The organism is Pseudarthrobacter equi, assembly GCF_900105535.1.
GTDB lineage: Bacteria > Actinomycetota > Actinomycetes > Actinomycetales > Micrococcaceae > Arthrobacter > Arthrobacter equi.
In genome coordinates, this window is the sequence record NZ_LT629779.1 from 4,303,772 (window position 1) to 4,325,960 (window position 22,189).

At 65.6% G+C, this 22,189-nt stretch carries 18 protein-coding genes; 14 read left to right on the forward strand and 4 right to left on the reverse strand.

What is annotated here, in order from left to right; translation table 11 throughout:
* Position 1: 1 nt before the first annotated feature.
* On the reverse strand, positions 2-1,573 hold the full coding sequence (locus tag BLT71_RS19605; protein WP_157693514.1) for an MFS transporter: 1,572 nt from the start codon (positions 1,571-1,573) through the stop codon (positions 2-4).
* Between the two features lie 267 nt (positions 1,574-1,840).
* Here BLT71_RS19605 and BLT71_RS19610 point away from each other — a divergent pair, with 267 nt between their 5' ends.
* From BLT71_RS19610 to BLT71_RS19665, 12 genes are all read left to right on the forward strand, one after another.
* Complete coding sequence (locus BLT71_RS19610) at positions 1,841-3,055, forward strand: flavin reductase (RefSeq protein WP_157693515.1); 1,215 nt, start codon at positions 1,841-1,843, stop codon at positions 3,053-3,055.
* Positions 3,056-3,134: 79 nt separating this feature from the next.
* Entirely contained in the window at positions 3,135-4,148 is a 1,014-nt protein-coding gene (locus BLT71_RS19615; RefSeq protein WP_091723517.1) for a LysR family transcriptional regulator, read from the forward strand.
* A gap of 25 nt (positions 4,149-4,173) precedes the next feature.
* A complete protein-coding gene (locus BLT71_RS19620) occupies positions 4,174-5,310 on the forward strand; it encodes an LLM class flavin-dependent oxidoreductase (protein WP_091723518.1) in 1,137 nt (378 codons plus the stop codon).
* A complete protein-coding gene (locus tag BLT71_RS19625; protein WP_091723520.1) occupies positions 5,307-7,760 on the forward strand; it encodes a beta-glucosidase in 2,454 nt (817 codons plus the stop codon). The genes BLT71_RS19620 and BLT71_RS19625 overlap by 4 nt, the downstream gene beginning before the upstream one ends.
* Positions 7,757-8,422 (forward strand): TetR/AcrR family transcriptional regulator, encoded by a 666-nt coding sequence (locus tag BLT71_RS19630; RefSeq protein WP_091723521.1) that lies wholly within the window; start codon positions 7,757-7,759, stop codon positions 8,420-8,422. The genes BLT71_RS19625 and BLT71_RS19630 overlap by 4 nt, the downstream gene beginning before the upstream one ends.
* A 145-nt stretch (positions 8,423-8,567) precedes the next feature.
* Entirely contained in the window at positions 8,568-8,870 is a 303-nt protein-coding gene (locus BLT71_RS19635; RefSeq protein WP_091723523.1) for a hypothetical protein, read from the forward strand.
* Between the two features lie 694 nt (positions 8,871-9,564).
* Positions 9,565-10,584, forward strand: coding sequence for a VOC family protein (locus tag BLT71_RS19640; RefSeq protein WP_091723525.1), 1,020 nt, complete (start codon positions 9,565-9,567; stop codon positions 10,582-10,584).
* A 6-nt stretch (positions 10,585-10,590) separates the two neighbouring features.
* Positions 10,591-11,553, forward strand: a complete 963-nt coding sequence (locus tag BLT71_RS19645; RefSeq protein WP_091723526.1) for a fumarylacetoacetate hydrolase family protein — start codon at positions 10,591-10,593, stop codon at positions 11,551-11,553.
* Positions 11,550-12,584 carry a cyclase family protein gene (locus tag BLT71_RS19650; protein WP_091723528.1) on the forward strand — a complete coding sequence of 345 codons (1,035 nt, stop codon included), beginning with the start codon at positions 11,550-11,552 and terminating at the stop codon, positions 12,582-12,584. The genes BLT71_RS19645 and BLT71_RS19650 overlap by 4 nt, the downstream gene beginning before the upstream one ends.
* Positions 12,585-12,645: 61 nt before the next feature.
* A complete protein-coding gene (locus BLT71_RS19655) occupies positions 12,646-13,770 on the forward strand; it encodes an FAD-dependent monooxygenase (RefSeq protein ID WP_091723530.1) in 1,125 nt (374 codons plus the stop codon).
* On the forward strand, positions 13,767-14,843 hold the full coding sequence (locus tag BLT71_RS19660; protein WP_091723532.1) for an amidohydrolase family protein: 1,077 nt from the start codon (positions 13,767-13,769) through the stop codon (positions 14,841-14,843). Before BLT71_RS19655 ends, BLT71_RS19660 begins: the two co-directional genes overlap by 4 nt.
* Before the next feature lie 11 nt (positions 14,844-14,854).
* A complete protein-coding gene (locus BLT71_RS19665; protein ID WP_091723534.1) occupies positions 14,855-15,853 on the forward strand; it encodes a fumarylacetoacetate hydrolase family protein in 999 nt (332 codons plus the stop codon).
* 44 nt (positions 15,854-15,897) lie between these two features.
* On the opposite strand, the gene BLT71_RS19670 is transcribed toward BLT71_RS19665, so the two are convergent.
* Both BLT71_RS19670 and BLT71_RS19675 read right to left on the reverse strand, forming a co-directional pair.
* On the reverse strand, positions 15,898-16,461 hold the full coding sequence (locus BLT71_RS19670; RefSeq protein WP_091723536.1) for a DoxX family protein: 564 nt from the start codon (positions 16,459-16,461) through the stop codon (positions 15,898-15,900).
* A gap of 132 nt (positions 16,462-16,593) precedes the next feature.
* On the reverse strand, positions 16,594-17,556 hold the full coding sequence (locus BLT71_RS19675) for a LysR family transcriptional regulator (protein WP_091723538.1): 963 nt from the start codon (positions 17,554-17,556) through the stop codon (positions 16,594-16,596).
* 181 nt (positions 17,557-17,737) lie between these two features.
* Between BLT71_RS19675 and BLT71_RS20485 the strand changes: the two genes are divergently transcribed.
* On the forward strand, positions 17,738-17,875 hold the full coding sequence (locus BLT71_RS20485; protein WP_156368405.1) for a hypothetical protein: 138 nt from the start codon (positions 17,738-17,740) through the stop codon (positions 17,873-17,875).
* A 109-nt stretch (positions 17,876-17,984) separates the two neighbouring features.
* Here BLT71_RS20485 and BLT71_RS19680 read toward each other — a convergent pair whose 3' ends face one another.
* On the reverse strand, positions 17,985-20,666 hold the full coding sequence (locus BLT71_RS19680; protein ID WP_091723539.1) for a helix-turn-helix transcriptional regulator: 2,682 nt from the start codon (positions 20,664-20,666) through the stop codon (positions 17,985-17,987).
* A gap of 377 nt (positions 20,667-21,043) precedes the next feature.
* Here BLT71_RS19680 and BLT71_RS19685 point away from each other — a divergent pair, with 377 nt between their 5' ends.
* A complete protein-coding gene (locus tag BLT71_RS19685; RefSeq protein WP_091723541.1) occupies positions 21,044-22,132 on the forward strand; it encodes a hypothetical protein in 1,089 nt (362 codons plus the stop codon).
* Positions 22,133-22,189 lie beyond the last annotated feature (57 nt).

Genomic DNA, 22,189 nt, shown 5'->3' on the forward strand with positions numbered 1-22,189 from the left:
GCTACCGGTCCTTGTGGTCTGCCAAGCGCTGCTCCGGCATGAAGACGGACAGCAGCACACCAACGGCAAAGATGCAGGCCAGCAATCCGAAGATCGGCAGGAAGGCATCGGTGTAAATGACCGCCACCCCGGACTGCAGCCCTGCCGGCAACTGCTGGACTGCTTGGGGATCCGTGACGGTGGAAGCGGGCACACCCAGGGTGTTCTCTGCTGCACCCCGTGCCAGCATGGTGGCGAAGAGACCGCCGAACACCGCTGTGCCCACCGTGACGCCGAGTTCACGAAGGTAGCCGAGTGAGGCGGTGACGCTGCCCACCACTGAGTGCGGCATCGCATTTTGTGCCGCCACAACAGTGATCTGCATGAAGCTGCCCACGGCCAAACCCAAAAGTGCCAACAGGATCCCCACCACCGGCAGTGGGGTACCGGGCTGCAGGAGCCTGAGGCCAATGGCTGCGGCAACGGCGAGGGCCGACCCGGCCAGGGGGAAGATCTTGTACCTCCCTGTACGGCTGACAAGCCATCCGGTGAGGTTCGTTGAAACCATCATTCCCAGGACCATTGGCAGGAGAATCATTCCGGCCACGGAAGCCGAGGTGGAGTACACCATCTGCACGTAGCTGGGGAGATATGCGACCACGCTGAAGAGGCCGGCACCTATAACCAGGCCCAGGCCGGCCGCATTGACGACGGGCCAGCTCTTGAACATTTGCATCGGAATCAGCGGGTGCTTGGACTGGATCTCCACCACCACAAAGAGCACACCGGAAACGGCCGCCAAGCCACCGATTGCCCAGAGAATCCCCACGGCGATATCCGGCTCCGTGCCCAGCGAAATCACCGCTACCAATGAACAGGTGAAAACCACCATCAGGAGGGTGCCGGGCCAATCGACGCCGCCCGATCCGCGGACGGTCTTCAGGCGGCGGAGGGAAAACGCCATAGCCAGAGCCAACAAGCCAACGGGAAGGTTGATCCAGAACACCCACCGCCACCCAACGGTGTCGGTAATGGCGCCGCCAACCAAGGGGCTGATGACTGTGGCAATTCCAAAAACCGATCCCAGCGGGCCGAGGTATTTGGCTCTTTGCCGTGGCGGTACAAGGTCGGCGATGATTGCCGGCGGGAGCACTCCGAGTCCTGCCCCGCCCAGTCCCTGGATGCCTCGGAACAAGGAAAGCTGGACCATGTCCTGGGCGAAACCGCACAGGACTGATGCCCCCAGGAATATGGTCAGGGCCACCATCAGGAGCATCGGCCGGCCGTACCGGTCCCCCAGCCGCCCGTAAACGGGCATGCCAACAGTCATCGCCAGCGTATAGGCCGTAATGATCCACGCCATGTGGCGTGCTCCGTCCAGCTCGCCCACGACGGTAGGCAGGGCTGTGGCCACGATGGTGTGGTCCAGGGCCCCCAGCAACACGATGATCAGCAACGCGGCGTAGAGCGGGCCGATCCGGACCTTGGGCGGCGCCTGGACTGATGCATCGGACGGTCCCAGCCGATCCGTGGCCGATGTTGAATGAAGGGCGGGAGAACCCTCAACGTCGTCCGGGCTGGTGGGAGGGGACAAGTTTGAACGGCGCACCGCAACCTCGTTCTGGGAGAGCCAGCAAGGTGGCTCGATACCGGCCAGATGCGCGCCCAGGGGAATGTTGACCCCCAACCGACGGGCCCAAAGGGCCCCGGTACCGCAACGAATCTACCATCGGCGCAGACCGCAACGCCGGGGCCTCCAACATTGGAATTCCCGATACTCCGCATACCCCGGAACTATTTCCACTGCCGCCCGTACCCCGCGTTTACTGGAGGAAATCTCAACGAAGAGGAGAGCAGAGAGATGGCACAAAGCATCCGCGCTTCCACTGCAGAAAACCAGGACACCAGCCCCGAAAACGCGGCTTGGTTCCGGTACGCCCTGGGTCAGTACCCCACCGGCGTCACCCTGATCACTGCCGCCCCCGATGACGACGAACCGGCGGGAATGGTGGTAGGTACCTTTAGTTCCGTCTCGTTGGATCCTCCGTTGGTGGCGTTCATGCCTGACGTCCGTTCCACGAGTTGGCCCAAGATCCGCGAGACGGGCTCTTTCTGCGCCAACGTCCTGACCGCCGGACAGCAGGATGTTTGCCGTGCGTTCTCCCGTAAAGCCGAGGACCGTTTCACGGCCAACCAATGGGGTGGCACTCCTTCCGGCAGCCCGCGTCTGGAAGGTGCAGCCGCTTGGATCGACTGCGATATTGAGGACGTCATCCGCTCCGGAGACCACGACATCGTGATTGGCCGCGTAAAAGCCCTGGGTGTGGGGTCCTCCAAGGAACTTCCCCTCCTTTTCCTGCGGGGTGGATACGGCTCGTTCACCATCCCCTCCATCGTTTCGCCGGCCACCGCCCTGACCCGGCACGTCAAGGCTGCGGACGCGGCGCGTCCGGTCATTGAAGCCCTGGCGGAAGCCTTGAAGCTCGAGGTCCTGGTCAGCGGATTGGTTGACGATTCCGTCGTCGTCCTGACGGCGGCCGGCGTGGACAGCTCTCCCGGGGGTTCGCCGTCACGGGTGGGAGTCTCCTTCGGCCTGGCCGCTCCGCTGGCTCCGCTGCACGTGGCGTGGGCGGGAGAAGCCGCGGAAAAGAGGTGGATCGAGAACGCCCGCGACGTGGTGGGTGAGGTTGATGCCACCCTTGCGCAGGCCGAGCTTGAGCAGGTGAGGTCCTTGGGCTACGCCATATCCGTGGATGTGGGCGCCGCAGCCGAATTCGAACGAATTGTGCACGTCCCCAGCGACACGGCGGCACCCGACCTCAGCGGCGTCCTGCCTCTTCTTATCGAGAGGGCAGCATCCTCCGGGCCTGCCGCATTGGATGATCCTGCAGGGGTTACGTCCTTGCACGCCCCCGTCTTCGATGCGGAAGGACAGGTGGCAGTAACGCTGACGCTGAACGGATTCTCGGGCAATGACCCCGTGTCACGCCTGGAAGCATGCCGCGACAGATTATTCGCTGCCGCACAATCGATCACCGGCGCGATCGGAGGTATCCATCCGGCCCAGAATTCCTAGCCCACAGGGAGCTGTTGACCTCGGATGTGGCGCGCCTCATAATTAGTATCAGTATTCTAATTCGGATTAGGAGAATCCCATGGTCAACCTACTGACTGCCGATCTCAACCTTTTGGTTGCCCTTGACGCTTTGCTGATGGAGCGAAACGTCACCCGGGCGGGGGCGAGGATCGGAATCAGCCAACCGGCCATGAGCTCTTCCCTGCAAAGGCTGCGCCGGCAATTTGATGATCAGTTGCTGACCCGGATTGGCTCGTCATATGAGCTCACTCCCCTGGCGCAGGTCCTCCAGGAGGACGTTTCGCAGATACTCCGGATGGTTGAACGCACGTTCGATGCGCAGGCTGTCTTTGACCCTGCACTCTCAACCCGCAGCTTCCGGATCGTCACGTCCGACTATTGCCTGACGGCTCTTTCCGGGACGTTGATGAACATGCTCCAGAAGGAGGCGCCGGGTGTGCAGGTGCACTTCGACGCCGTCACACCGCAGGCCGTGGAACGCATTAAGGAGACGCTCCAGAATGCGGATCTCATGCTCATACCCAAAGGGCACTTTTCCGGCTTCCCCCACACGGAGCTGTTCACGGACAACTGGGTGTGCGTCACTGGAGACACTTCAGCGGAGAAAACCCTGACAGTCGAGCAAATGCGCGACGCACGCTGGGCCAGGTTGTTCGGCACGGAAGTTGATTCAACGCTGGCTGATCGCCGGGTCTATGACCTTCAGCTGGGGGAAAAGACGGACATCATTGTTGACAGCTTCCTCATGCTGCCTTTCGCAGTAGCAGGGACGTCACGCCTCGCCCTTGTCCAGGAACGGCTGGCCCAGATGCTCGCATCCGTAGCCGGCGTCAAGATCATGCAGCTTCCCATCAGCCTCCCCACCTTGGTGGAGTGCGCTTGGTGGCACCCCTCCAAATCCCCGGACCCGGGGCACCAGTGGTTCCGTCGGCTTGTTGCCCGCGCAGCAGCAGAGCTTGATACGGCAACAGAGCCCGGAAGTGAGCCGGCTGCCCCAGGGTCCATCCACATTTCAGAACCATCCGAGGCAGAACGCCCTGAGCCGCTGACGGCCCAATACCTTCCTGCCTGACACCCTCATAACTTCAGGAGTTCCCATGCATTTCTCCCTGTTCCTCACCTCCCGTTCCCGCGGCCCCGAAGAAGACCGTGCTGTGATGCAGGCAATGGTGGAGCACGCCACCGACGCCGAGCAAAAGGGTTTTGACGCCGTCTTCCTCCCCGACCACCACTTCACCGGTTACGCCCCGCCGGCAAGCGATCCCTTCGTTTTCGCCGCGTACCTCGCCGGCAAACTGGAGCGCATGCACTTCGGCTTTTCCGTCCAGACCCTGGCCCTGCACCACCCGGTCCGGTTTGCCGAGCGGCTCGCACTGCTGGACCAGCTGACTGACGGCAAGCTTCTGGTGGGTGTCGGCAGCGGAACCACGCCGGAGGAAATGATCGGTTTCGGCGTGAACTACCAAGACAGCTCACGGTTGGCCAATGAGAACCTGGAGATCGCGGAGCGCCTCTGGGCCAAGCAATCCGGAGATGAGCCGGTCAGCTTTGACAACGGCCACTACCGCGGCGCAGTGGTGTCCCGAATCGTGCCCACGCCGTATACCAAGCCGGAACCCCGCGTCATGTCCGTGGCAGCGCGCCCTTCCAGCGTTGAGCGGGCAGCCAAGAAGGCCCAGCCGGCCTTCATCCTTGCCTTCACCCCGCCCATCATCGACAGCGGAAATGCCTATGAAGAAGTAAAGAAAAACTTCGGCATTTACCGCAGCGCCCTTGAAGCTGCGGGCCACTCGGAAGAGGCCGTCCGAGCCGCCCTGGAATGGACCACCCACTCCTACCAGCACGTGCACATCGCGGAGACCGATGAGCAAGCCGCAGCCGAGATGGACATCATCCTTCAGCAGTACCAAGAAACCGTTGAGCGCGAGCACGCTGCCAACAAGGCGGCCGAAGCCATCAGCGGTGTTGACTTGCGCCCCACTCCCGATGCCAGGACCGAAGGCTACAAGGGAACCTGGTGCCTCTACGGCAGCCCGGAAACCGTGGCCGCCGAGCTGCAGAAATACGCTGACCTGGGTATCGGCAATGTGCTCATGGCCGCGATGGGCGGGCCCCTCACGGACGAACGCCGCCGCTTTACTGCCCAGACCATGCGGCTCTTCGCAGAGCGCGTCCAGCCCCTGCTGCTGTCCAACGAAGCCGCCGCGGAGGCAGACAAGGTTGCAGCTCTGTGACCACCACCAGCGAACACGCTGACCCCGTACCCGCCGGGACGGAAATCGTTGGAGCAGAGCTCACCGGCGGTTTGAACGGCTGGAGCACCACAGCGAGCGCAGCCGCCGGGGTTGAAGAAATGGTCCTGCTGGACGGTCCCCTGGGAATCGTCAGCAAGGCCATGGACGAACGGGACACCTCCCTGATCATGCCTTCGGGAACAGCTCTGGGCGCCACGTGGAATCCGGAACTGGTTCGGGAAATAGGCCAGGTGATTGGCCAGCAGGGCGTCGAGCGTGGCGTCTCAGCCATCCTGGGCCCCAACCTGAACATGCCCCGGTCACCACTGACGGGCCGGGGTTTCGAGATGTTCTCGGAAGACCCCTACCTGACCGGCACGTTGGGGGCAGCATGGGTGGAGGGTCTCCAGTCGCAAGGCGTTGGTTCCTGCACCAAGCACGTGGTGGCCAACGACACCGAAACAGAACGACGCCGGATGAACTCGAGGGTGGAACAAGCCACCTTGAGGGAGACCTACCTGTTGCCGTTTGAGGTTACGGTGCGCGCTGCCAACCCGTGGATGTTGATGATGGCCTACAACCGGGTCAACGGCACCCACTGTTCCCAAAACGCGGACCTCATCAGCGTACTGAAAGAGGAGTGGCGTTACGACGGCGTGGTGGTATCCGACTGGTACGGCGTGGATGACACAGTGGCGGCCGCCAACGCCGGCCTGGATCTGGAAATGCCCGGGCCGGCCACCTACCTTGGCGGCCGCTTTGCTGAGGCCGTGGCCTCGGGCACGGTGGCACCGGAGCGTTTGGGTGACGCCGTGGAACGCGTCACCCGGCTCGCGGACCGGACAGGTCGCCGCACCGGCGCTACCTTACCGGCCCCCGCCCACGTGCGCAGCCGGGAGGAACAGCTGAAGGTGCTCCGCGAGGCCGCCGGCCAGTCGTTCGTGTTGCTCGAAAACAAGGACGCCACCCTGCCGTTGGACTTGTCCCGGGTGAAGACGCTGGCAGTTGTGGGACCCAATGCGGACAAACCGTGCTTCCAAGGCGGAACCTTCGCCACTGTGCGTCCCGAAGGCCAGGTGGTCACACCCCTGGACGCCATCCGCGAGGCAGCAGGTCCCGGCGTCGAGGTTCTTTACGAGCCCGGAGCCGCGCCGGCGTCGGCGTTGTCCCTGACGGAGCTCGGGAGTACGGCACCGGACGGAACGCCGGGCGTTCTTCTGGAGATCCTGCCGGCCGGAGAAGCTGACGACGTTCTGTACCGCGAGATCCGTAAGTCTTCAGCGTTCGTATGGTTTGGTCCCGTTCCGGGCCTGGGCGCGGGCGTTCCTGGCCGGGCACGCATTACGGCTCATGTAAACCTCTCCGCCCCTGCCCGCTGGATGGTGGGTGCCGGCGGGACCGGCGTCAGTTCACTCCGGGTTGATGGCCAGGAGGTGTTGGTGGTTCCTCCGCCCGCGCCCGATGACGTCATGGGAGTAGTTGCGCGCGCAGACACCCGGGAGATTCCCGTGGACCTGCCTGCAGGGACGGCGGAACTGGTGATCGACATGGCCTTCCAGCCCGGACGCGTGCAAGCGATCACGGCAGTGGCCACACCGGAACAAGTCACCGATCCGTTGTCCGCCGCTGTTGACCTGGCGGCGCGGGCAGACGCCGTGGTGGTGGTCATCGGCGATCAGCAAGGGTCATCCCGTGAAAGTGCGGACCGCACGACGGCGGCACTTGACCCCTCGAGCGACTGGCTGGTTGACGCTGTTGCCGGGGTGGCGGCCAACACCATCGTGGTGGTCAATGCCTCCCGTGCAGTGCTCCTGCCGTGGGCGGACAAGGTCAAAGCTGTACTGATGGCATGGTTCCCCGGGCAGGAATTCGGTCCTGCGTTGGCTGGAGTCCTGACCGGCAGCACCGCTCCGGCCGGCCGGCTGCCGGTGTCCTTCCCGGGCCGGAATGAAGATATTCCCGGCTGGGGAACAGCGTTGGATGCCGATCTCACGCTGGACTACTCAGCCAGCGAACCCATGGGTTACCGGCACTTCCAAACCGCGGAACTGCAACCCCGCTACCCCTTTGGCTACGGGCTCGGATACACCTCATTTGAGCTGGTTGATGCCGTTGCTTCCGCCAGTTCCTCCGTTTCGGCCCGGCAGGGGGACGGCGCTCATGGTGTCTCAGTGAGAGCAACGGTCACCAATACCGGCGCCTCCAGGGGCCGCGACGTTGTCCAGGCATACCTCAGGGCACCGCATGAAACGGACTTCAGGTTGGCCGGTTTTGCGGGCACCCATCTCGCCGCAGGCGAGAGCCGTGAGGTGGACATCGCACTCGAGCCCCTGTGCTTCCGGCGTTGGGATTCCACGGCTTCAGCCTGGGTTGTCCCGTCCGGAGAATGGGAAATCCGGACATCCCGGAACGCTGCGGCCGGGGGAATACTCTGTAGGATCCCCTTGTGACACTTCCGGACACAAAGTCCCGCGAGCCCAAACAGGCCAGGAGCCGCCAATCGTTTGAAAAGACGGTTGAGGCGGCCCTGGCCCTGCTCGAGGAGCGGGGAAACGACGAATTCACCCTGGCCGAAGTCAGCGCGCACGCCGGAGTATCCATCGGTTCCATCTATGCCCGCTTTCAAGGCAAAGACGAGCTCATCCGCGTTGCCCACGGCCGCAAGATGGACAACATCGACGCTGTCTCAGACCACCTTTTCGGGGCCTTGCGGCTGGACCCCCGGGCACCGCTGAAGAGTTACGCCCAGGAAGCGGTCAACCTCACCATCGAGATCCTCCGCCGGTATGCCGATATCCTGCGCCCCTTCATGCTGCGGGCCACCCAGGACGAGACGATCTCGAAGCGGGGCGCGGCTGCCCACGCCGTGATGGCGGCGCACTTCGCCGACGTCCTGCGGTCGTGGCCGGGCGGCTACCTTGGGCAGCCGGATATCGACTGGAGTTTCAACGTTGCCTACAGCGTGGTGGCACGCCGTCTGGGCCTTGGCAGCACCACTGAGGGTAGCGGTGACGTGGAATGGCCGGATATCGCTGAAAAACTTGCCGGAATGGTGGCTTCCTACCTTCTGGCCGAGCTGGACGGGTCCAACCGCGAGAGTGCTCGCCCCTAACCGCCCGCATCCTGGGCGCAGCTTTTGATCCGGCGTGCATAACTATTCCGAATACCGGCCATCAGGAACCTCGTCTTCCCGGCCCTCCGCGGCATCGGCATAGTGGAATCAAATACGCATTCTCCTTGAGCGATAGGAATTCCACATGCACGTTCGCGTCAGCCCCGGTTCAGTTGCCCTTGACGAGCCCGATGATTGCTCCAGCTTCAAGGTGCTCTTATCCGAGGAGGCAAGGGAGGACCTGCCGGGCCTACTGGCGTCCGCGTCAGCCGGGAAAATCGACCATGACGACGTCATGGTTTCGGTGGATTGGATCAAAGGGGAATGCGCCGGGAGGATCGGCATGGGGTGGAACTACCGCTTTGCCAACATGCTTGTCTACGCCGCCGGCAAAGGCTGGCTCAGCCAAGACGGCACCCACGTCAGGGCGCATGTGGAGGCGCTATAACTCCCGTAAACGTCAGAGGCCCCGATGCACAGTGCATCGGGGCCTCTGACGTTTACCCGCTCTGCTGAACGGGTTCCACGCAAGAGCATGTTCATGCCAAAGACTGCCGAACCAGCCCATAGGGAACACTCGGGTGGGCCCGTACCACGTACCGGTCCTCCCCTATGCGGGAAATCAGGATGCCGATTCTGTGCTCTGCTGCGGCCACCGAGACAACTGCCACTGCATCGTCCAGTGCGTCGGGGCCCGTGGAATGTGCGGCCGCTGATACTTCCAGCATGCCGATGGGGCGGAGCGCTCCCGGGCCTGATGCTGCGTGTGCTGTCGGTGCTGTCTGTGGGCTGTTCGCTGAGGTGTGCATGTGAGGCGTTCCAAAGAGTTCGGGGGCGATTGAGCCGCTGGGCACCAGCCTGGCTGCGGGCGGCAGCCAGATCGGTGAAACGCCCCCAAAGCTAACCGAATTGAGGCAGCTCGCGGAAATAGTAATCGGCGATAGCCGGCATTTACTTTCCCTATGTCCCTGAACTGCCGCTGACAGGAAAAGGAACGCAGGAACCACCCGGCGGCTTCGGGTATTTGCGGCATGAATGATCGATATAGAAAAAGTGCGCTTCCCCCGATGGTGGGGGTCCTCCAGAGTGGATACAGGACCTGCAGCAAACCGATAGCAGCCAGTACACAGAAGGAATTCAGCGTGGAAACTCCCCTCTCCCATCTTGCCCACCTTGAGATCACCACCCCCGACGTTGAAGCCTCGGCCAAGTTCTACGAGGAAAAGTTCGGAATGCGCATCATTGACCGAGTGGATGGCAACGTCTACCTGCGCTGCTGGGGCGACTACTACCGCTACAGCTTGGTCATCACCGAAGGCCCCGAGGCCACCCTCGGCCGCATGGCCTGGCGCACCAATTCGCAGGCAGCCCTCGAAGCCGCCGCCCAGCGCATCGAAACCACCGGTGTCCAGGGCACCTGGACCGCCGGCGGCCACGGCTACGGCAAGGCCTACGAGTTCACCGGTCCCTACGGCCACCACATGCGCCTGTTCTACGAGGTGGAAAAGTTCGTCGCCGAACCCGGCTTTGAATCCATCTACCCGGACCGCCCCGAGCGCCGCAGCAGCCACGCCGCCGCCCCGCGCTTCCTGGACCACGTCACCGTCGCCAGCTCCGACGTCCGCGGCTTCGCCAAGTGGTACAACGAGGCCCTCGGCTTCCGCGTCATGGCATTCGTGGACCTGGACGAAGCTCCCATCACCGTCTTCTCGGTCCTGACCACCAACGAAAAGTCCCACGACCTCGGCGTCGTCCTGGACACCTCCAACCGCCCCGGCCGCGTCAACCACATCGCATTCTGGGTGGATGCCACCGAGGACCTGCTCCGCACCGCGGACGTCATGATGGAAAACGGCACCCCCATGGAATACGGCCCCTCCATCCACGGCGTCGGCGAGCAGAACTTCCTCTACTTCCGTGACCCGTCCGGCATGCGCGTTGAGCTCAACTCCGGCGGCTACCGCAACTACGTTCCGGACTGGGAAGCCAACACCTGGAAGCCGTCCGAGGGTTCGAACAACTTCTACAAGAACGGCGCCATGCCCCACTCCATGACCGAGTCCTTCCCGCCTGCCGAGGGTTTCACCGCCACTGAGGAAGGTGCCTCCCCGGAAATGAAGGAAGCACTCCTGAACCCTTACGCCCAGCAGGGCCGGGGCTAAGTCACCATGGATGAAACCACTTATGCACTCATCCGCTTCCAGGAACCCGGAGACAGTAAGGCCCGCTCGGGCCTGCTCGTTGGCGACCGCGTCCTGCCGCTGGATTCGGACATCAATTCCCTGATCGAGCACTGGGACAGCATGGAAACAGAGCTGGACTCCCTCGCTGCCTCCGCAGGCGGGGACACCGGACTGGACCGCGCCGCCGTCGAAATCCTTGCACCCGTTGAGCCCGCCCAGGTCCTGCAGACCGGCGCCAACTACCGCAAGCACGTCATCGACCTGGCTGTGGCACACCGCGAGGCAGGGCAGGATGCGGAGGAAGTCCGGGCCAAGACGGCAGCCATGATGGACAAGCGCGCGGGCCAGGGCACGCCGTACTTCTTCATCGGGCTCCCGACGGCGGTCGCTTCCGCCACGGACGACCTCACCTTGCCGTCCTACTCCACGTCCCACGACTGGGAATTGGAACTGGCGGCAGTGATCGGCAAGACAGCGTTCCGGGTGACCCCCGAAGAAGCGCTCGAGCATGTGTTTGGCTACACGATGGTCAACGACATCACCACCCGTGAATATGTGTTCCGCAAGGACATGCCCGCCATCGGCTCGGACTGGTACCGCGCCAAGAACGCCCCCGGATTCCTTCCCACCGGCCCCCTGCTGGTGCCGGCCAAGTTCTTCGGCGATCCCCAGGACGTCCAGGTGACGCTGAAGCTCAACGGCCAGGCCATGCAGGACGAGTCCACGCAGGACATGATCTTCGGCGTAGCCAAGCTGGTCAGCGAGGCTTCGCAGATCATGCCGCTGCGCCCGGGCGACCTGGTCCTCACCGGCAGCCCGGCCGGCAACGGCCAGCACTGGGGCCGGCTCCTCCAGGACGGCGACGTCATGGAAGGCACCATCACCGGCCTGGGCACCCAACTCATCCACTGCAAGGACGAAACCACCACCGAAAGCAGCAAGCAGTGACCGCACAGGACACAGCAACCGGCACCGGGGAATCAGCCACTGATTCCACGGTTATCCGGCGTGAAGACCCGCTCGGCAGCATCCGCGCCATGGCTGCAGCCCACAACAACTGGGGCCGCTGGGGCCAGGACGACGTGCTGGGCACCCTTAACTTCATCGAAGCCGCCAAACGCGTCGAGGCCGCCGCCCTGGTCACAACCGGCGAGGCGTTCTCGCTGTCCCAGCCGTTCGACACCAACGGGCCACAGAAAGGCTGGCGCCGCCGCACCAACCCGGTCCACACCATGACGGACACCGGAGTGGACGCCGAACGCGGCAACCAGGGTTTCCCCCATGGCTTCGGTGGGGCGGACGACGTCATCGCCATGCCGTTGCAGTGCTCCACCCAGTGGGACGGACTGGGCCACATCTTCGACCAGGGCAAGGCCTGGAACGGCCGCGCCGCCGGCGACGTGGTCACCTCCGAAGGCGATCTGGTCACCGGCATCGAAACAGCGGCCGCCAAGATCGCCACCCGGGGTGTGTTGCTCGACGTCGGCCGCGCCCTGGGCCCCGAGCTGGGACGGAACGACGGCGAACTGCCGGACGGCTTCGCCATCACCCCCGAACACCTCCAGCGGACCATCGACCTGCAGGGACCCAGCTCCCAAGTGCGCCGCGGTGACATCGTGGTGATCCGCACCGGCCAGTACACCCGCGTCCGGCGCGACGGCTGGGGCGACTACGCCGGCGGAGCCGCTCCCGGACTGTCCTTCAGCACCGCACCGTGGCTGCACTGCAGCGAAATCGCCGGGATCGCCACCGACACCTGGGGCTTCGAGGTCCGCCCCAACGAATTCGACGGCGCGTTCCAGCCCCTCCACCAGATCGCCATCCCCAACCTGGGACTGTTCCTCGGCGAGATGTGGGATCCGGACGCTCTCGCGGAGGCGTGCGCGGCGGACGGCAGGTACGACTTCCTGCTCACCGCAGCCCCGTTACCCATCACCGGTGCGGTCGGCTCACCCGTCAACCCGATCGCCCTGCGGTAGCACTCGGGTAGCTCCACTCAGAACAATCACCAGTAACGCCGTCAATACAAAGGAGTCAGCGATGGCAGCAGTACAGAACGTCGGAATCGTTGGGGCGGGAGCCGCCGGGCTGGCCGCTGCCATCCTCCTGGCCGATGCAGGAATCCGGGTGGAGATCCTGGAAAAGGCAGCCGCCCCGCAGACCCTCGGGTCCGGAATCACCCTGCAGGGGAACGCCCTCCGGGTCCTCCGGCAGCTCGGCGTCTGGGACCGGGTGGAGGCCAAGGGCTACGGGTTCAGCACCCTGGGCCTGCGCGCCCCGGACCCCAACGGCACAGTCCTGGCAGTCCTTGAGGACATCCGTACCGGCGGCGATGACCTCCCGGCCACCATGGGCATGTACCGGCCGGACCTCACCGCCATCCTCCGCGAACGCGCCGAGCAGGCGGGCGCACGCATCAGTTATGGCAGGAGCGTCACGGAGATAACGGACGACGGCGGGTCCGTCACCGTACGCACGGCCGATGGCACCGCCGCCAGCTACGACCTCCTGATCGGCGCTGACGGGCTGCACTCCGCCGTCCGCAAGGCGATCGGTATCGACGTCGAGCCCAGGCCCACGGGCATGGGCATCTGGCGCGCGTTCGTCGAGCGGCCTGAAGAAGTGGTCCGCACCGACCTCACGTACGGCGGCCCCTGCTTCATCGCCGGCTACTGCCCCACGGGCCAGGACACCATCTACGCCTACCTGGTGGAAAAGGCGCAGGAGCGCAAACATGAGGACGGCCCCCGCATCATGGCCGAACTCGCCGCAGCCTACGGCGGACCGTGGAACGAAATCCGCGGCAACCTGGACCACAGCGCCCGCATCAACTACACCTGGTTCACCACCCACCTGGTCGACGGACCATGGAACCGCGGCCGTACCGTCATCATCGGCGACGCCGCGCACAGCTGCCCGCCCACAGTGGCCCAGGGCGCTGCCATGGCTTTGGAGGACGCTGCCGTCCTGGTCGAACTGCTGATCAGTGCCGACCACGTCACCGAAACCCTGTTCAAGGAGTTCACTGACCGCCGCCTGGACCGTGCCACGGCAGTGGTCAACGCCTCGGTGCAGCTGGGCCAATGGATGCTCGACGGCGTCCGCGACGCCGATGTGCCCGGCCTGATGAACTCACTTTCCACCATGTTGAAGGACCCCGCATGAGCAACCTTTCCACGGACGCGCCGTCCCCCATCATCGACGTCCACGCGCACATCCTGCTTCCGGCCCTGCAGCAGCTGGTGGCCGAGGCCGACCCCGAGGGCTTCGGTGCCCAGCAGGGGCTGGAGGTGCGTCGCAACGGGCCCGAATCGATGGCCGCGTCAGGGAAGATGATCAAGGAGTGCTGGCCGCAGCTGACGGACCTGGACCGCCGGCTCGCTGACATGGACGCCCAGGGCGTGGAGGTGCAGCTGGTCTCGCCGTCGCCGTCGCACTTCTACTACTTCGCGGGCGAGGAACTCTCGCTCCAGCTGGCCCGTTCAGCCAACCAGGCCGTGAGGGACTTCGTGGACCGCGCTCCGGACCGACTCAACGGCCTTGGCCTGGCTCCGCTGCAGCACCCGCACCTCATGGTGGAAGCCCTGGAACACGCGGTACTGGAGTGCGGACTGCTTGGCGTGGAAATCGGTTCTTTCGCCGCCACCCCCGGCGGGGACCGGACCACGGTTGAGCTGAGCGACCCGCGGCTGGAACCGTTCTGGTCCCGGGCCGGGGAGCTGGGCGCCCTGGTCTTCCTGCACCCGTTCGGCTGCTCACTGGATGAGCGGCTGGACCGCTTCTACCTCGCCAACACGGTCTCCCAGCCCGCCGAAAACGCCGTCGCCCTGTCCCATCTGATCTTCTCCGGCGTCCTGGACCGCCATCCGGACCTCAAGGTCCTGGCCGCACACGGGGGCGGGTACCTGCCCACCACCCTGGGCCGCTCCGACCGCGCCTGGCGGGTCCGGCCCGAGGCACACGGCTGCGCCGAACCGCCGTCGTCCTACCTGAAGAAGCTCTACTTCGATTCCCTGGTGCACAGCCCGGCCGAGCTGGCGGCCCTCGTGGCTGCCGCCGGCCCGGGCCAGGTGCTGCTCGGCTCCGACTACCCCTTCGACATGGGCTCAGACCAGCCTGTGGCGGAGGTTGTCGATGCGCAGCTTCCGGCGGAAGACCAGTCCAAGGTCCTCGCCGGGAACGCCGCCGCCCTTGGCATCACCCCAGCCTCAACCCGTACCGTCAGCCACACAGCCTAAGGAACAGATTCATGGTCAAGATCGCCCGGTGGAACCACGACGGCGGGACGCAGTCCGGCTTTGTCAGCGACGGCGCCTGCCATCCGCTGCCTGCGGGCCAAGACGTGCAAACCCTGCTGGACGCCGGATTGGAGGAGACGCTGGCCATCGCCCGGCGGACCATCGGCTCCGGCGCGGCGGTTCCTCTGGCGGATGTGCAGCTGCTCGCCCCGCTGGCGCCGGCCACCATCCGCGACTTTGTTGCCTTCGAGGAACATGTTGAGGGCGTCCGGAAGAGCATCGACGGCGTCGCCGGCGTGGTGCCCGAATGGTACGAGGCGCCCACGTTCTACTTCACCAACCCGCACACCGTGACCGGCACCGGCGAGGTGATTGGGATCCCTGCCGGGTGCCTGGACCTGGACTTCGAGACCGAGGTGGCAGCCGTCGTCGGGCGTGTTCCCGGCAGCGACGGCCGGAACCTGAACGCGGATGCGGCGCACCGGCACATCTTCGGCTACACCGTCCTCAACGACTGGTCCGCCCGGGACCTGCAGCGACGCGAGATGAAGGTCAGCCTGGGGCCGTGCAAGGGCAAGGATTTTTCCAACACCCTGGGCCCGTGGATCGTCACCGCTGACGAGTTCGAGGACCGGCATGACGCCGAGGGCTTCCTGCCCATCTCCATGTCCGTCGAGGTCAACGGCGAACTGATCGGCCAGGACCTGCTCTCCAACATGGGCTGGCCGTTCGCTGATCTGGTGGCTTATGCCTCGCAGGACTCGGTGGTTCTGCCGGGCGATGTACTGGGATCCGGCACGTGTGGCAGCGGCTGCCTCGCCGAACTCTGGGGCAGGAACGGCGCCCAGACTCCCCCGCCACTGAAAACCGGCGACGCGGTGCGCCTGACCGTCGAAGGCATCGGAAGCATCGAAAACACCGTGGGCACCCGGCGCGAGGCCTTGACCCGGGTCCCCGCCCGCACCCGCCCCCGGAACCGGGTCGCCGCTGCGGCTCCTTCCGGAACCTAGGATCGCAACGGACCTGGCGGCGTGGGCGCTGCCCGGGGTACGGCTCAGGCGTCTTCCGCGGCAGCGCCAGCGGCCGGAGCCGCAGCGTCTGCGGCGAGGGCTTTCCGCCGGCGGGAAATCTGGATGGCGATGGCGGTGGGGATCGCGGCCAAAGCAGTGATCCGCATCCACGGCCGGTCCAGGACGTGGCCGGTCATCGCATCCAGGGAGTAGAGTCCGGAGCCCCCGATCGTGAAGGCGGCGGCTGCCAGGCCCAGCACGGCCGGGTACTCGAGGCCGCCTTCCTGGGCGAAGAAACCGTTCGGGGCGTGGACGCTGGCCGCTACGCCCATGGTGGTTGCGGCAGCTGCGCCGGCGGCAGGGGTGGCCAAACCCAGGGCCAGAGCAAGCCCGGCTCCTGCTTCACCTACGCCCGCAAGGACGGCGCTGGTTTTAGCGGGGCGGAAACCCATGGCGTGCATGCCCTTGCTGGTGCCTTCGACGCCTCCCCCGCCGAACCAGCCAAAGAGTTTTTGGGATCCGTGAGCCACGAGCACTCCTCCCAAAGCCACCCGGAACAGGGTCTGCGCGGCGGCCGCCGCCTCGGGGCTGGTGGTTGCATTGCTCATAACAGTCCTCCTTGGGTTTGTTTGAGTCGCTGCACGGCTCGTTTCAGCACGAGTCTACGGCCGCGCAACCACCCCGTTACAGGGTTGAATTATGCAAAGACCCCCGTCCGGGAGCTGGTCCATGCCATGGGTCTACGGGGTACCCGCCGCGTGGATGGCCACGGGATGGGCGTTGACTGGGAAGAGTTCCTGCAGCCGGCCGCATGAACGCTGGACCACGGACCGCAGCCAAAGGCTTGCCGGGTCCTCCGTCTGGGACGGATGCCAGTACATGGCCTCCACCAGGGACGCCTCGGTCCCGTCTGCAAATTCCAGGACCGCGATATTGGCGCCGCGCCCGGCGCGTGCGGCCAGCATCCGCGGGACCAGCGCCACAAGATCCGTCCCCTCCACCAGCAGCGGCAGGGACAGGAACCCGGCCACCACGGCGGCCACCCGGCGCTGCAGGCCCAGCGACTCGAAGAGTTTGTCCGCCGGGGTGCTGACGCCCTCACCGAAGTACCCGACGGCGTGGGGCACCGCGATCAGGTCTGCCGGTGTGAGCCGGGGCTGCTGAAGCAGGGGATTCCCGGCGTCCGCGACCACCACAAAGCTGTCCCGGAAAAGCTGCCTGCTGGCACCCTGCATGTGGTACCCGGTGGGTCCCACCAGAAGGTCGATCTTCGAGTAGTCGGCCAACTGGCCCTGGATCCCGGATTTGGAGGTGGGCATGAAATCCACTGACACACCGGGAGCCTCATCACGGAGGATCCCCCGCAGGGGGCCAACAATCAGCGCGGCGGCGTAGTCCGAGGCGGCGATGATGAATTCCCGCTCGCTGGTGCCGGGGTCGAAGCCTGACCGCACCCGGGTGGCCCGCTGGATGTGCAGCAGGGCTTCATCAACCAGCGGGACCAAGGATTGCGCAAAGGGCGTGAGGTCATAGGTGCGGCCGTTGCGGACGAGGAGTTCGTCGTCGAAATGCCGCCGGAGCCTCGCCATCGCCGCGCTGGTGGCTGGCTGGCTGAGCTGGAGCCGTTCCGCCGCCCGGGAGATGTTCTTGAGCTCCAGGAGGACCTGCAAAGGGGGCAGCAGGTTCAGGTCCAGGTTCTTCATACCCACAGGTTATCCGCGCCCCGCATCCGCATAGACCGAGCGCCTCCTCAGCCATCTTCCGGACCGCCTTCCCCGCGCCCCGGGATGCGTAAGTAGCATCTGGGTGATTGGAGTGCCCCCAACCCGCAGAAGGGTGGCGGCCACCCTTTCGCAGCGGCACTCCCCCGCCGAAAATTGCTGCATGGATGCTCAGGAAATGGAGCGGGTGTGGCATGGAAGCCACCGGAAAGGCCAAGCCAAGATGTGGCAGCTGGCCTTCGTCTGGTGCGTCCTTGGCCTCGTGTCGATTTCGGTACTCATGACGTCCCTGCCGCTGTAGCGGGGACGCCCGGCACCACCAGGGCCCGGCCGGAGAGCTGCACTGCAGCCCACCCCGGCGGGGCCCCTTTTGTGGGTATGTGTTGGAGCGACCTTCCTGGCGAGCCCGGCTACTCCGGGAAATCCTCGCCGTGGCTCCACACCTCGGACAGTTCCTGCCGGCTCGAAACCCCGAGTTTCCCGTAGGTCCGCTGCAGGTGGGCGTTGACTGTATTCACGGAGATCCCCAGCCGGACAGCCGCTTCCGCGCTGCTTAGTCCGGAAGCTATCAGGCCGGCCACTTCCCGCTCCCTGTTGGACAGCTTGCCGAGGTCCGGGAGGGCAGCGGGGGGCCGTGCAGCAGTGGTCCCCGCCGGCGGCACCTCCCCGGTTCCCAGGACATCCTCCTGCTCAGGATCGTCGTACCCCGGGAAAGCTGCCTCCGGATGCGACGCCGGCACTTCGTCATGCGGCTCGCCCAGCATTGCCGGCGGCACGCTCCAGATGAGGTCCGCCACGCCCACCTCCTGGGACCTCACTCCGCGTGCTCCCGTCCGTGCCGCAAGCCCCAGGTTCAGGTTCTCCAGGGCGCGGTGTCCCCGTTTGCCGGCCGTATCCGCCAACTGCAGCAGCCTGCGGTTGGACGAGCCTGCACCGCTCACCACCGAACGGGCCGCCGAAGAATAACTGTCCGCCAGCCGGGCAGCCAGATAGCTGCCGGACTGCCGTCTCGCATCGTAGGCTGCCAGGGCGCGGCGGACCTGCCCCACGTCTCCCAGCAGCCACGCGGCCGCGGCAAGTCCACCCAGAGTGACCGGCAACAGCCCTTCCGGGTCTGCTTCATCGAAACGCACCTTCGCTTGCCGGAAATGCTCACATGCCAGGTCAAGGCTGCCCTGCCGTGCCAGGACAAAAGCCCGGTACAGGTGCGCCGGCCCCTCAAAATAGCTCAGCCGGCCCACTGTCTGCCGCGGCGCCCCCGAGCACACCATTTCCTTGCCACCCCATTGGCCCCGCCAGATCAGGTTGGAGCCGTGGATGATCAGCACCACCGCGTGGAAGTCCACAGTGCACCGGGCCAGGCGTTCCAGGGATTCCAGGGCGGCGGTGGACAGCTCCACTGCCTCGGCAAACCGGCCGCCAACGGCCAGCCCCTGCGAGACAAGCGCCATGAGCAGCACACCCGCCTCGGTAGTCGGCAACGGAGGCGCACCACCAGCGTCCCCGCCGGCCCGGTGATCGCCGCCCAGTGGGGCGCCTATGGTGTGCTGCCTGCTGAGCCGCTGGTACAGCGCATCCCCGGCGCGTGGCCAGGTGCCGGACTGGGCATCAAGGTACAACTGCAGGACGTCCAGCTCGTCCCGTGCCTCCTGCCCTCCAAAAGGCTCGGCGTCGACGGCGGCCTCCACCCGTCGTCGCGCATCGTCAACGAGGGCATGCAGGACGTTGGGGTCCGGGGACGTGGGATGCAGCGCCCGCACCAGCAGCCAGACCGCCCGCAGGAATTCCCTGTTGTCCGCCCCGTCCGAGGATGCCAGCAAACGCCGGAGCAACTGGACGCTGCCATAGATGTCCCCGATGAGGTACAGGGCCCTTGCATGTTCGACGCCGGCCGGGAGCCTTAGTTCCGCCGCCGTCACCCCTGCGGCGGCGTGCCGGGCCCGGTGGCTGTCATGCAGGTCGTTGGCGGCGATCGCCACGGCCAGCAGGTCGGCGTCCGGCGTGGGCAGGCCGCTTACCTGCTCCAGGGCGACGCGGCGGAACAGGTCCCACAGCGAACCGGCATCACCGTGGGACATCTGGCCCCGGAGGGCAAGCCGCAGTTCACGCTGTTGGTCCGGCGCCAACTGCTGCAGGGCAGCACCGGCTTCGAGGACATGGTTGAGGGTTGCGGTGGCGGCAGCGGGATCCGGCAGCCCGGCGTCCTGGATCCGGACGGCGCCCGCGGACCGGAGCTCCGCCAGGGCTACGCTCCCCGCGAGCGCTTCGGCGACGCCGACGGACAGCGGCTCGCCGACGGCCAGGAAATCTATCAGCTGCCGCTGCTGGTGCGGATACCTGGCCAGCCGGCGGGTCACGAGCTCCTGGATCTGGGTTCCCCCGCGCGTGTCCCGGGTCATCGACCACTCACCGCCGGAGCAGGCCACACCGCCGCCGGCCACCGCCGCATCAAGGAGGAGCCTCGCGGCCAGCATGTTGCCCGCGGAGACCGCCTGGATATTCCGGACCAGGCCTTCGGAAGGCCGGCCCTCAAGGCGGGACGCCAAGAAGTCCCGCATCCGTTCCGGACCTAGCTCGGAAAGGTTGACCACGGACAGCTGCCGGGCCACCACCGACTCCATCAGTTCCATGCGCAGCGGCCGGTCGGACCGGTGGGTTGCCAGCAGCCGGATGTCCGGTTCGGACACCACCCTGTTGAGAAGCCAGAGCGACAGGTCGTCGAGGAAATCTATGTTGTCCAGGGCCAGCAGCACGGGCATCCCCGGCGGCCCGGCGCTGCGCAACGCCTGGCGTGAGGCCTGCACCAGGAACCTGGGGGAAGCATTCGATTTCGCGGGCAGATCCGGAATCAGCGCCATGGCAATACTGAACGGAACATCGGTGAAGGAACTGGCCGCGGTGCGCGCAACTACAGAGAAGGTGCCCTCCAGGACGGACGCCGCAGCGTCCAGCAGGGTTGTCATGCCCGAACCGCCGGCGCCGGAGATCAGCACACCTGCCGGTTCCGGCCCTGACAGGGCGACAACAATGTCATGCAGCTCCGCTGCCCGGATGATTCCCTGAGAAGGGTGGTTGCCTGCCGCGTTGTCCATGGTCCTGTCTTAGGTGAGGGCCACCGGGCGCATTTCCTGGTGGCCGCGGTAGGACCGTTGTCGAGATGCTCACACGGTATCGGGCCATTTCAGGCAGGGATTGAGTGTGTACTACTTGGATTTTCGGGCCCCGGACCGGGTATTCCCGATTCGGGCGCTGGACCGGGCCTGTGTAAGGTTGGTTGGCGTGGGCAGGTTCCGGCGCCTGCGGCTGGGGAGTTGACGAGCGCCGATTGATGTAGCTGCCCCCACCGCGATCCACCATCCCGGGCGATAGAAAAGATGACGCGCAGCGTTGCCGCTGCGCGTTACTTTTGCGCGCCCGCGGCGGTTCGCCATGGTCTCGGAGTCCATGCACCCAACAGATATGACATCCCATGAAACACCTGATCACAGCCCTTGCAGCAGTGCTGTTACTGGCCCTCGGTGGACTGTTCACGGTTTCGGCCACACAGTCGTCCGCCACCACCTCCGCAGCCACGAAAGCATCCGGACAGCGCCCGTCCGAGTCGCCGGCCAAGGACAAGGCACAGCCCAAGCGGACGCCCGCCCCCGCGCCAAGCAGCACGCCGGTTGCCGCGGCGGAAACTTCCCCTGCGGCCGCCGCTCCCGCTCCGGCCACCCAGGCCCCGGCACCGGCAGCACCGGCTCCTGCGCCCGCTCCGGCCATTGTTCCGGCGGCAGCCACCGGAAGCGGCAGCAGCGCGTACCCCCTGCACAGCAACATCGTCAGCACCACGTTCTGGGTTGGCGAAATTTTCAACGCCAGCCTCTCGGACGGTTCGCAGGTCTGCTCCACCTACAACAGCCAGTGGGCGTACCAGCACACCGGGGTCAAGCTCGGCACCGTTGACGCCGGCGCTGCCGGATGCCCCGGCAGCTATTACGGCGGGTGTGACGGAGTGAGCTCCGGTTCCGGCGCCGACTTCAAGTGCGCCACCGAACGGCGCGTTGCCAGCAACGGATACTTCCCGCTCAACCAGCCCAAACCGCTGCAGAACCCGTTCTACCTTGACCTGCCGTACGACGACCTGAACGACGGCGTCGCCTTCCAGGAGCGTTGCCGGGTCATTCCCTGGGCTGCAGCGGACAACGCCGCCACGGGGGCGGACCACTGCGCAGACCAGGGCTACAGCTACATGAAGAACCGGTGGGTCCAGATCACGGGCCCGAACGGCAGCACCTGCTACGGACAGATCGAGGATGCCGGCCCCTCCAGCGGCTCCGAATACCACGACTCCGCTTACGTCTTCGGGGCCGGCGACGCACGCCCGGTCAACCAGAGCTTCTCCGCCGACGCTACCCAGGGTGCCGGCATGGACGTCTCCCCCGCCCTGAACGGCTGCCTTGGCTTCGCCGAACTGGACGGCAGCAGCGACCGCGTCTCGTGGCGCTTCATTGACCGTGCCAACGTTCCGGCCGGACCGTGGCTGACCGTCGAGACCACCTCAGGAGTCAGCAACTGACGGCAGCAGGCGGCAGCACCTCGAGCAGTGCCGCCTGAGGGAGCCTCCTGACAGTTG

What these genes read in the sequence shown, in the direction of transcription:
- BLT71_RS19660 (WP_091723532.1), top strand. Translation starts at nt 13,767, where the DNA reads ATGAGCAACCTTTCCACGGACGCGCCGTCCCCCATCATCGACGTCCAC.
- BLT71_RS19685 (WP_091723541.1), top strand. Translation starts at nt 21,044, where the DNA reads ATGAAACACCTGATCACAGCCCTTGCAGCAGTGCTGTTACTGGCCCTC.
- BLT71_RS19615 (WP_091723517.1), top strand. Translation starts at nt 3,135, where the DNA reads ATGGTCAACCTACTGACTGCCGATCTCAACCTTTTGGTTGCCCTTGAC.
- BLT71_RS19670 (WP_091723536.1), bottom strand. Translation starts at nt 16,461, where the DNA reads ATGAGCAATGCAACCACCAGCCCCGAGGCGGCGGCCGCCGCGCAGACC.
- BLT71_RS19645 (WP_091723526.1), top strand. Translation starts at nt 10,591, where the DNA reads ATGGATGAAACCACTTATGCACTCATCCGCTTCCAGGAACCCGGAGAC.
- BLT71_RS19675 (WP_091723538.1), bottom strand. Translation starts at nt 17,556, where the DNA reads ATGAAGAACCTGGACCTGAACCTGCTGCCCCCTTTGCAGGTCCTCCTG.
- BLT71_RS19655 (WP_091723530.1), top strand. Translation starts at nt 12,646, where the DNA reads ATGGCAGCAGTACAGAACGTCGGAATCGTTGGGGCGGGAGCCGCCGGG.
- BLT71_RS20485 (WP_156368405.1), top strand. Translation starts at nt 17,738, where the DNA reads ATGGATGCTCAGGAAATGGAGCGGGTGTGGCATGGAAGCCACCGGAAA.
- BLT71_RS19620 (WP_091723518.1), top strand. Translation starts at nt 4,174, where the DNA reads ATGCATTTCTCCCTGTTCCTCACCTCCCGTTCCCGCGGCCCCGAAGAA.
- BLT71_RS19680 (WP_091723539.1), bottom strand. Translation starts at nt 20,666, where the DNA reads ATGGACAACGCGGCAGGCAACCACCCTTCTCAGGGAATCATCCGGGCA.
- BLT71_RS19635 (WP_091723523.1), top strand. Translation starts at nt 8,568, where the DNA reads ATGCACGTTCGCGTCAGCCCCGGTTCAGTTGCCCTTGACGAGCCCGAT.
- BLT71_RS19665 (WP_091723534.1), top strand. Translation starts at nt 14,855, where the DNA reads ATGGTCAAGATCGCCCGGTGGAACCACGACGGCGGGACGCAGTCCGGC.
- BLT71_RS19610 (WP_157693515.1), top strand. Translation starts at nt 1,841, where the DNA reads ATGGCACAAAGCATCCGCGCTTCCACTGCAGAAAACCAGGACACCAGC.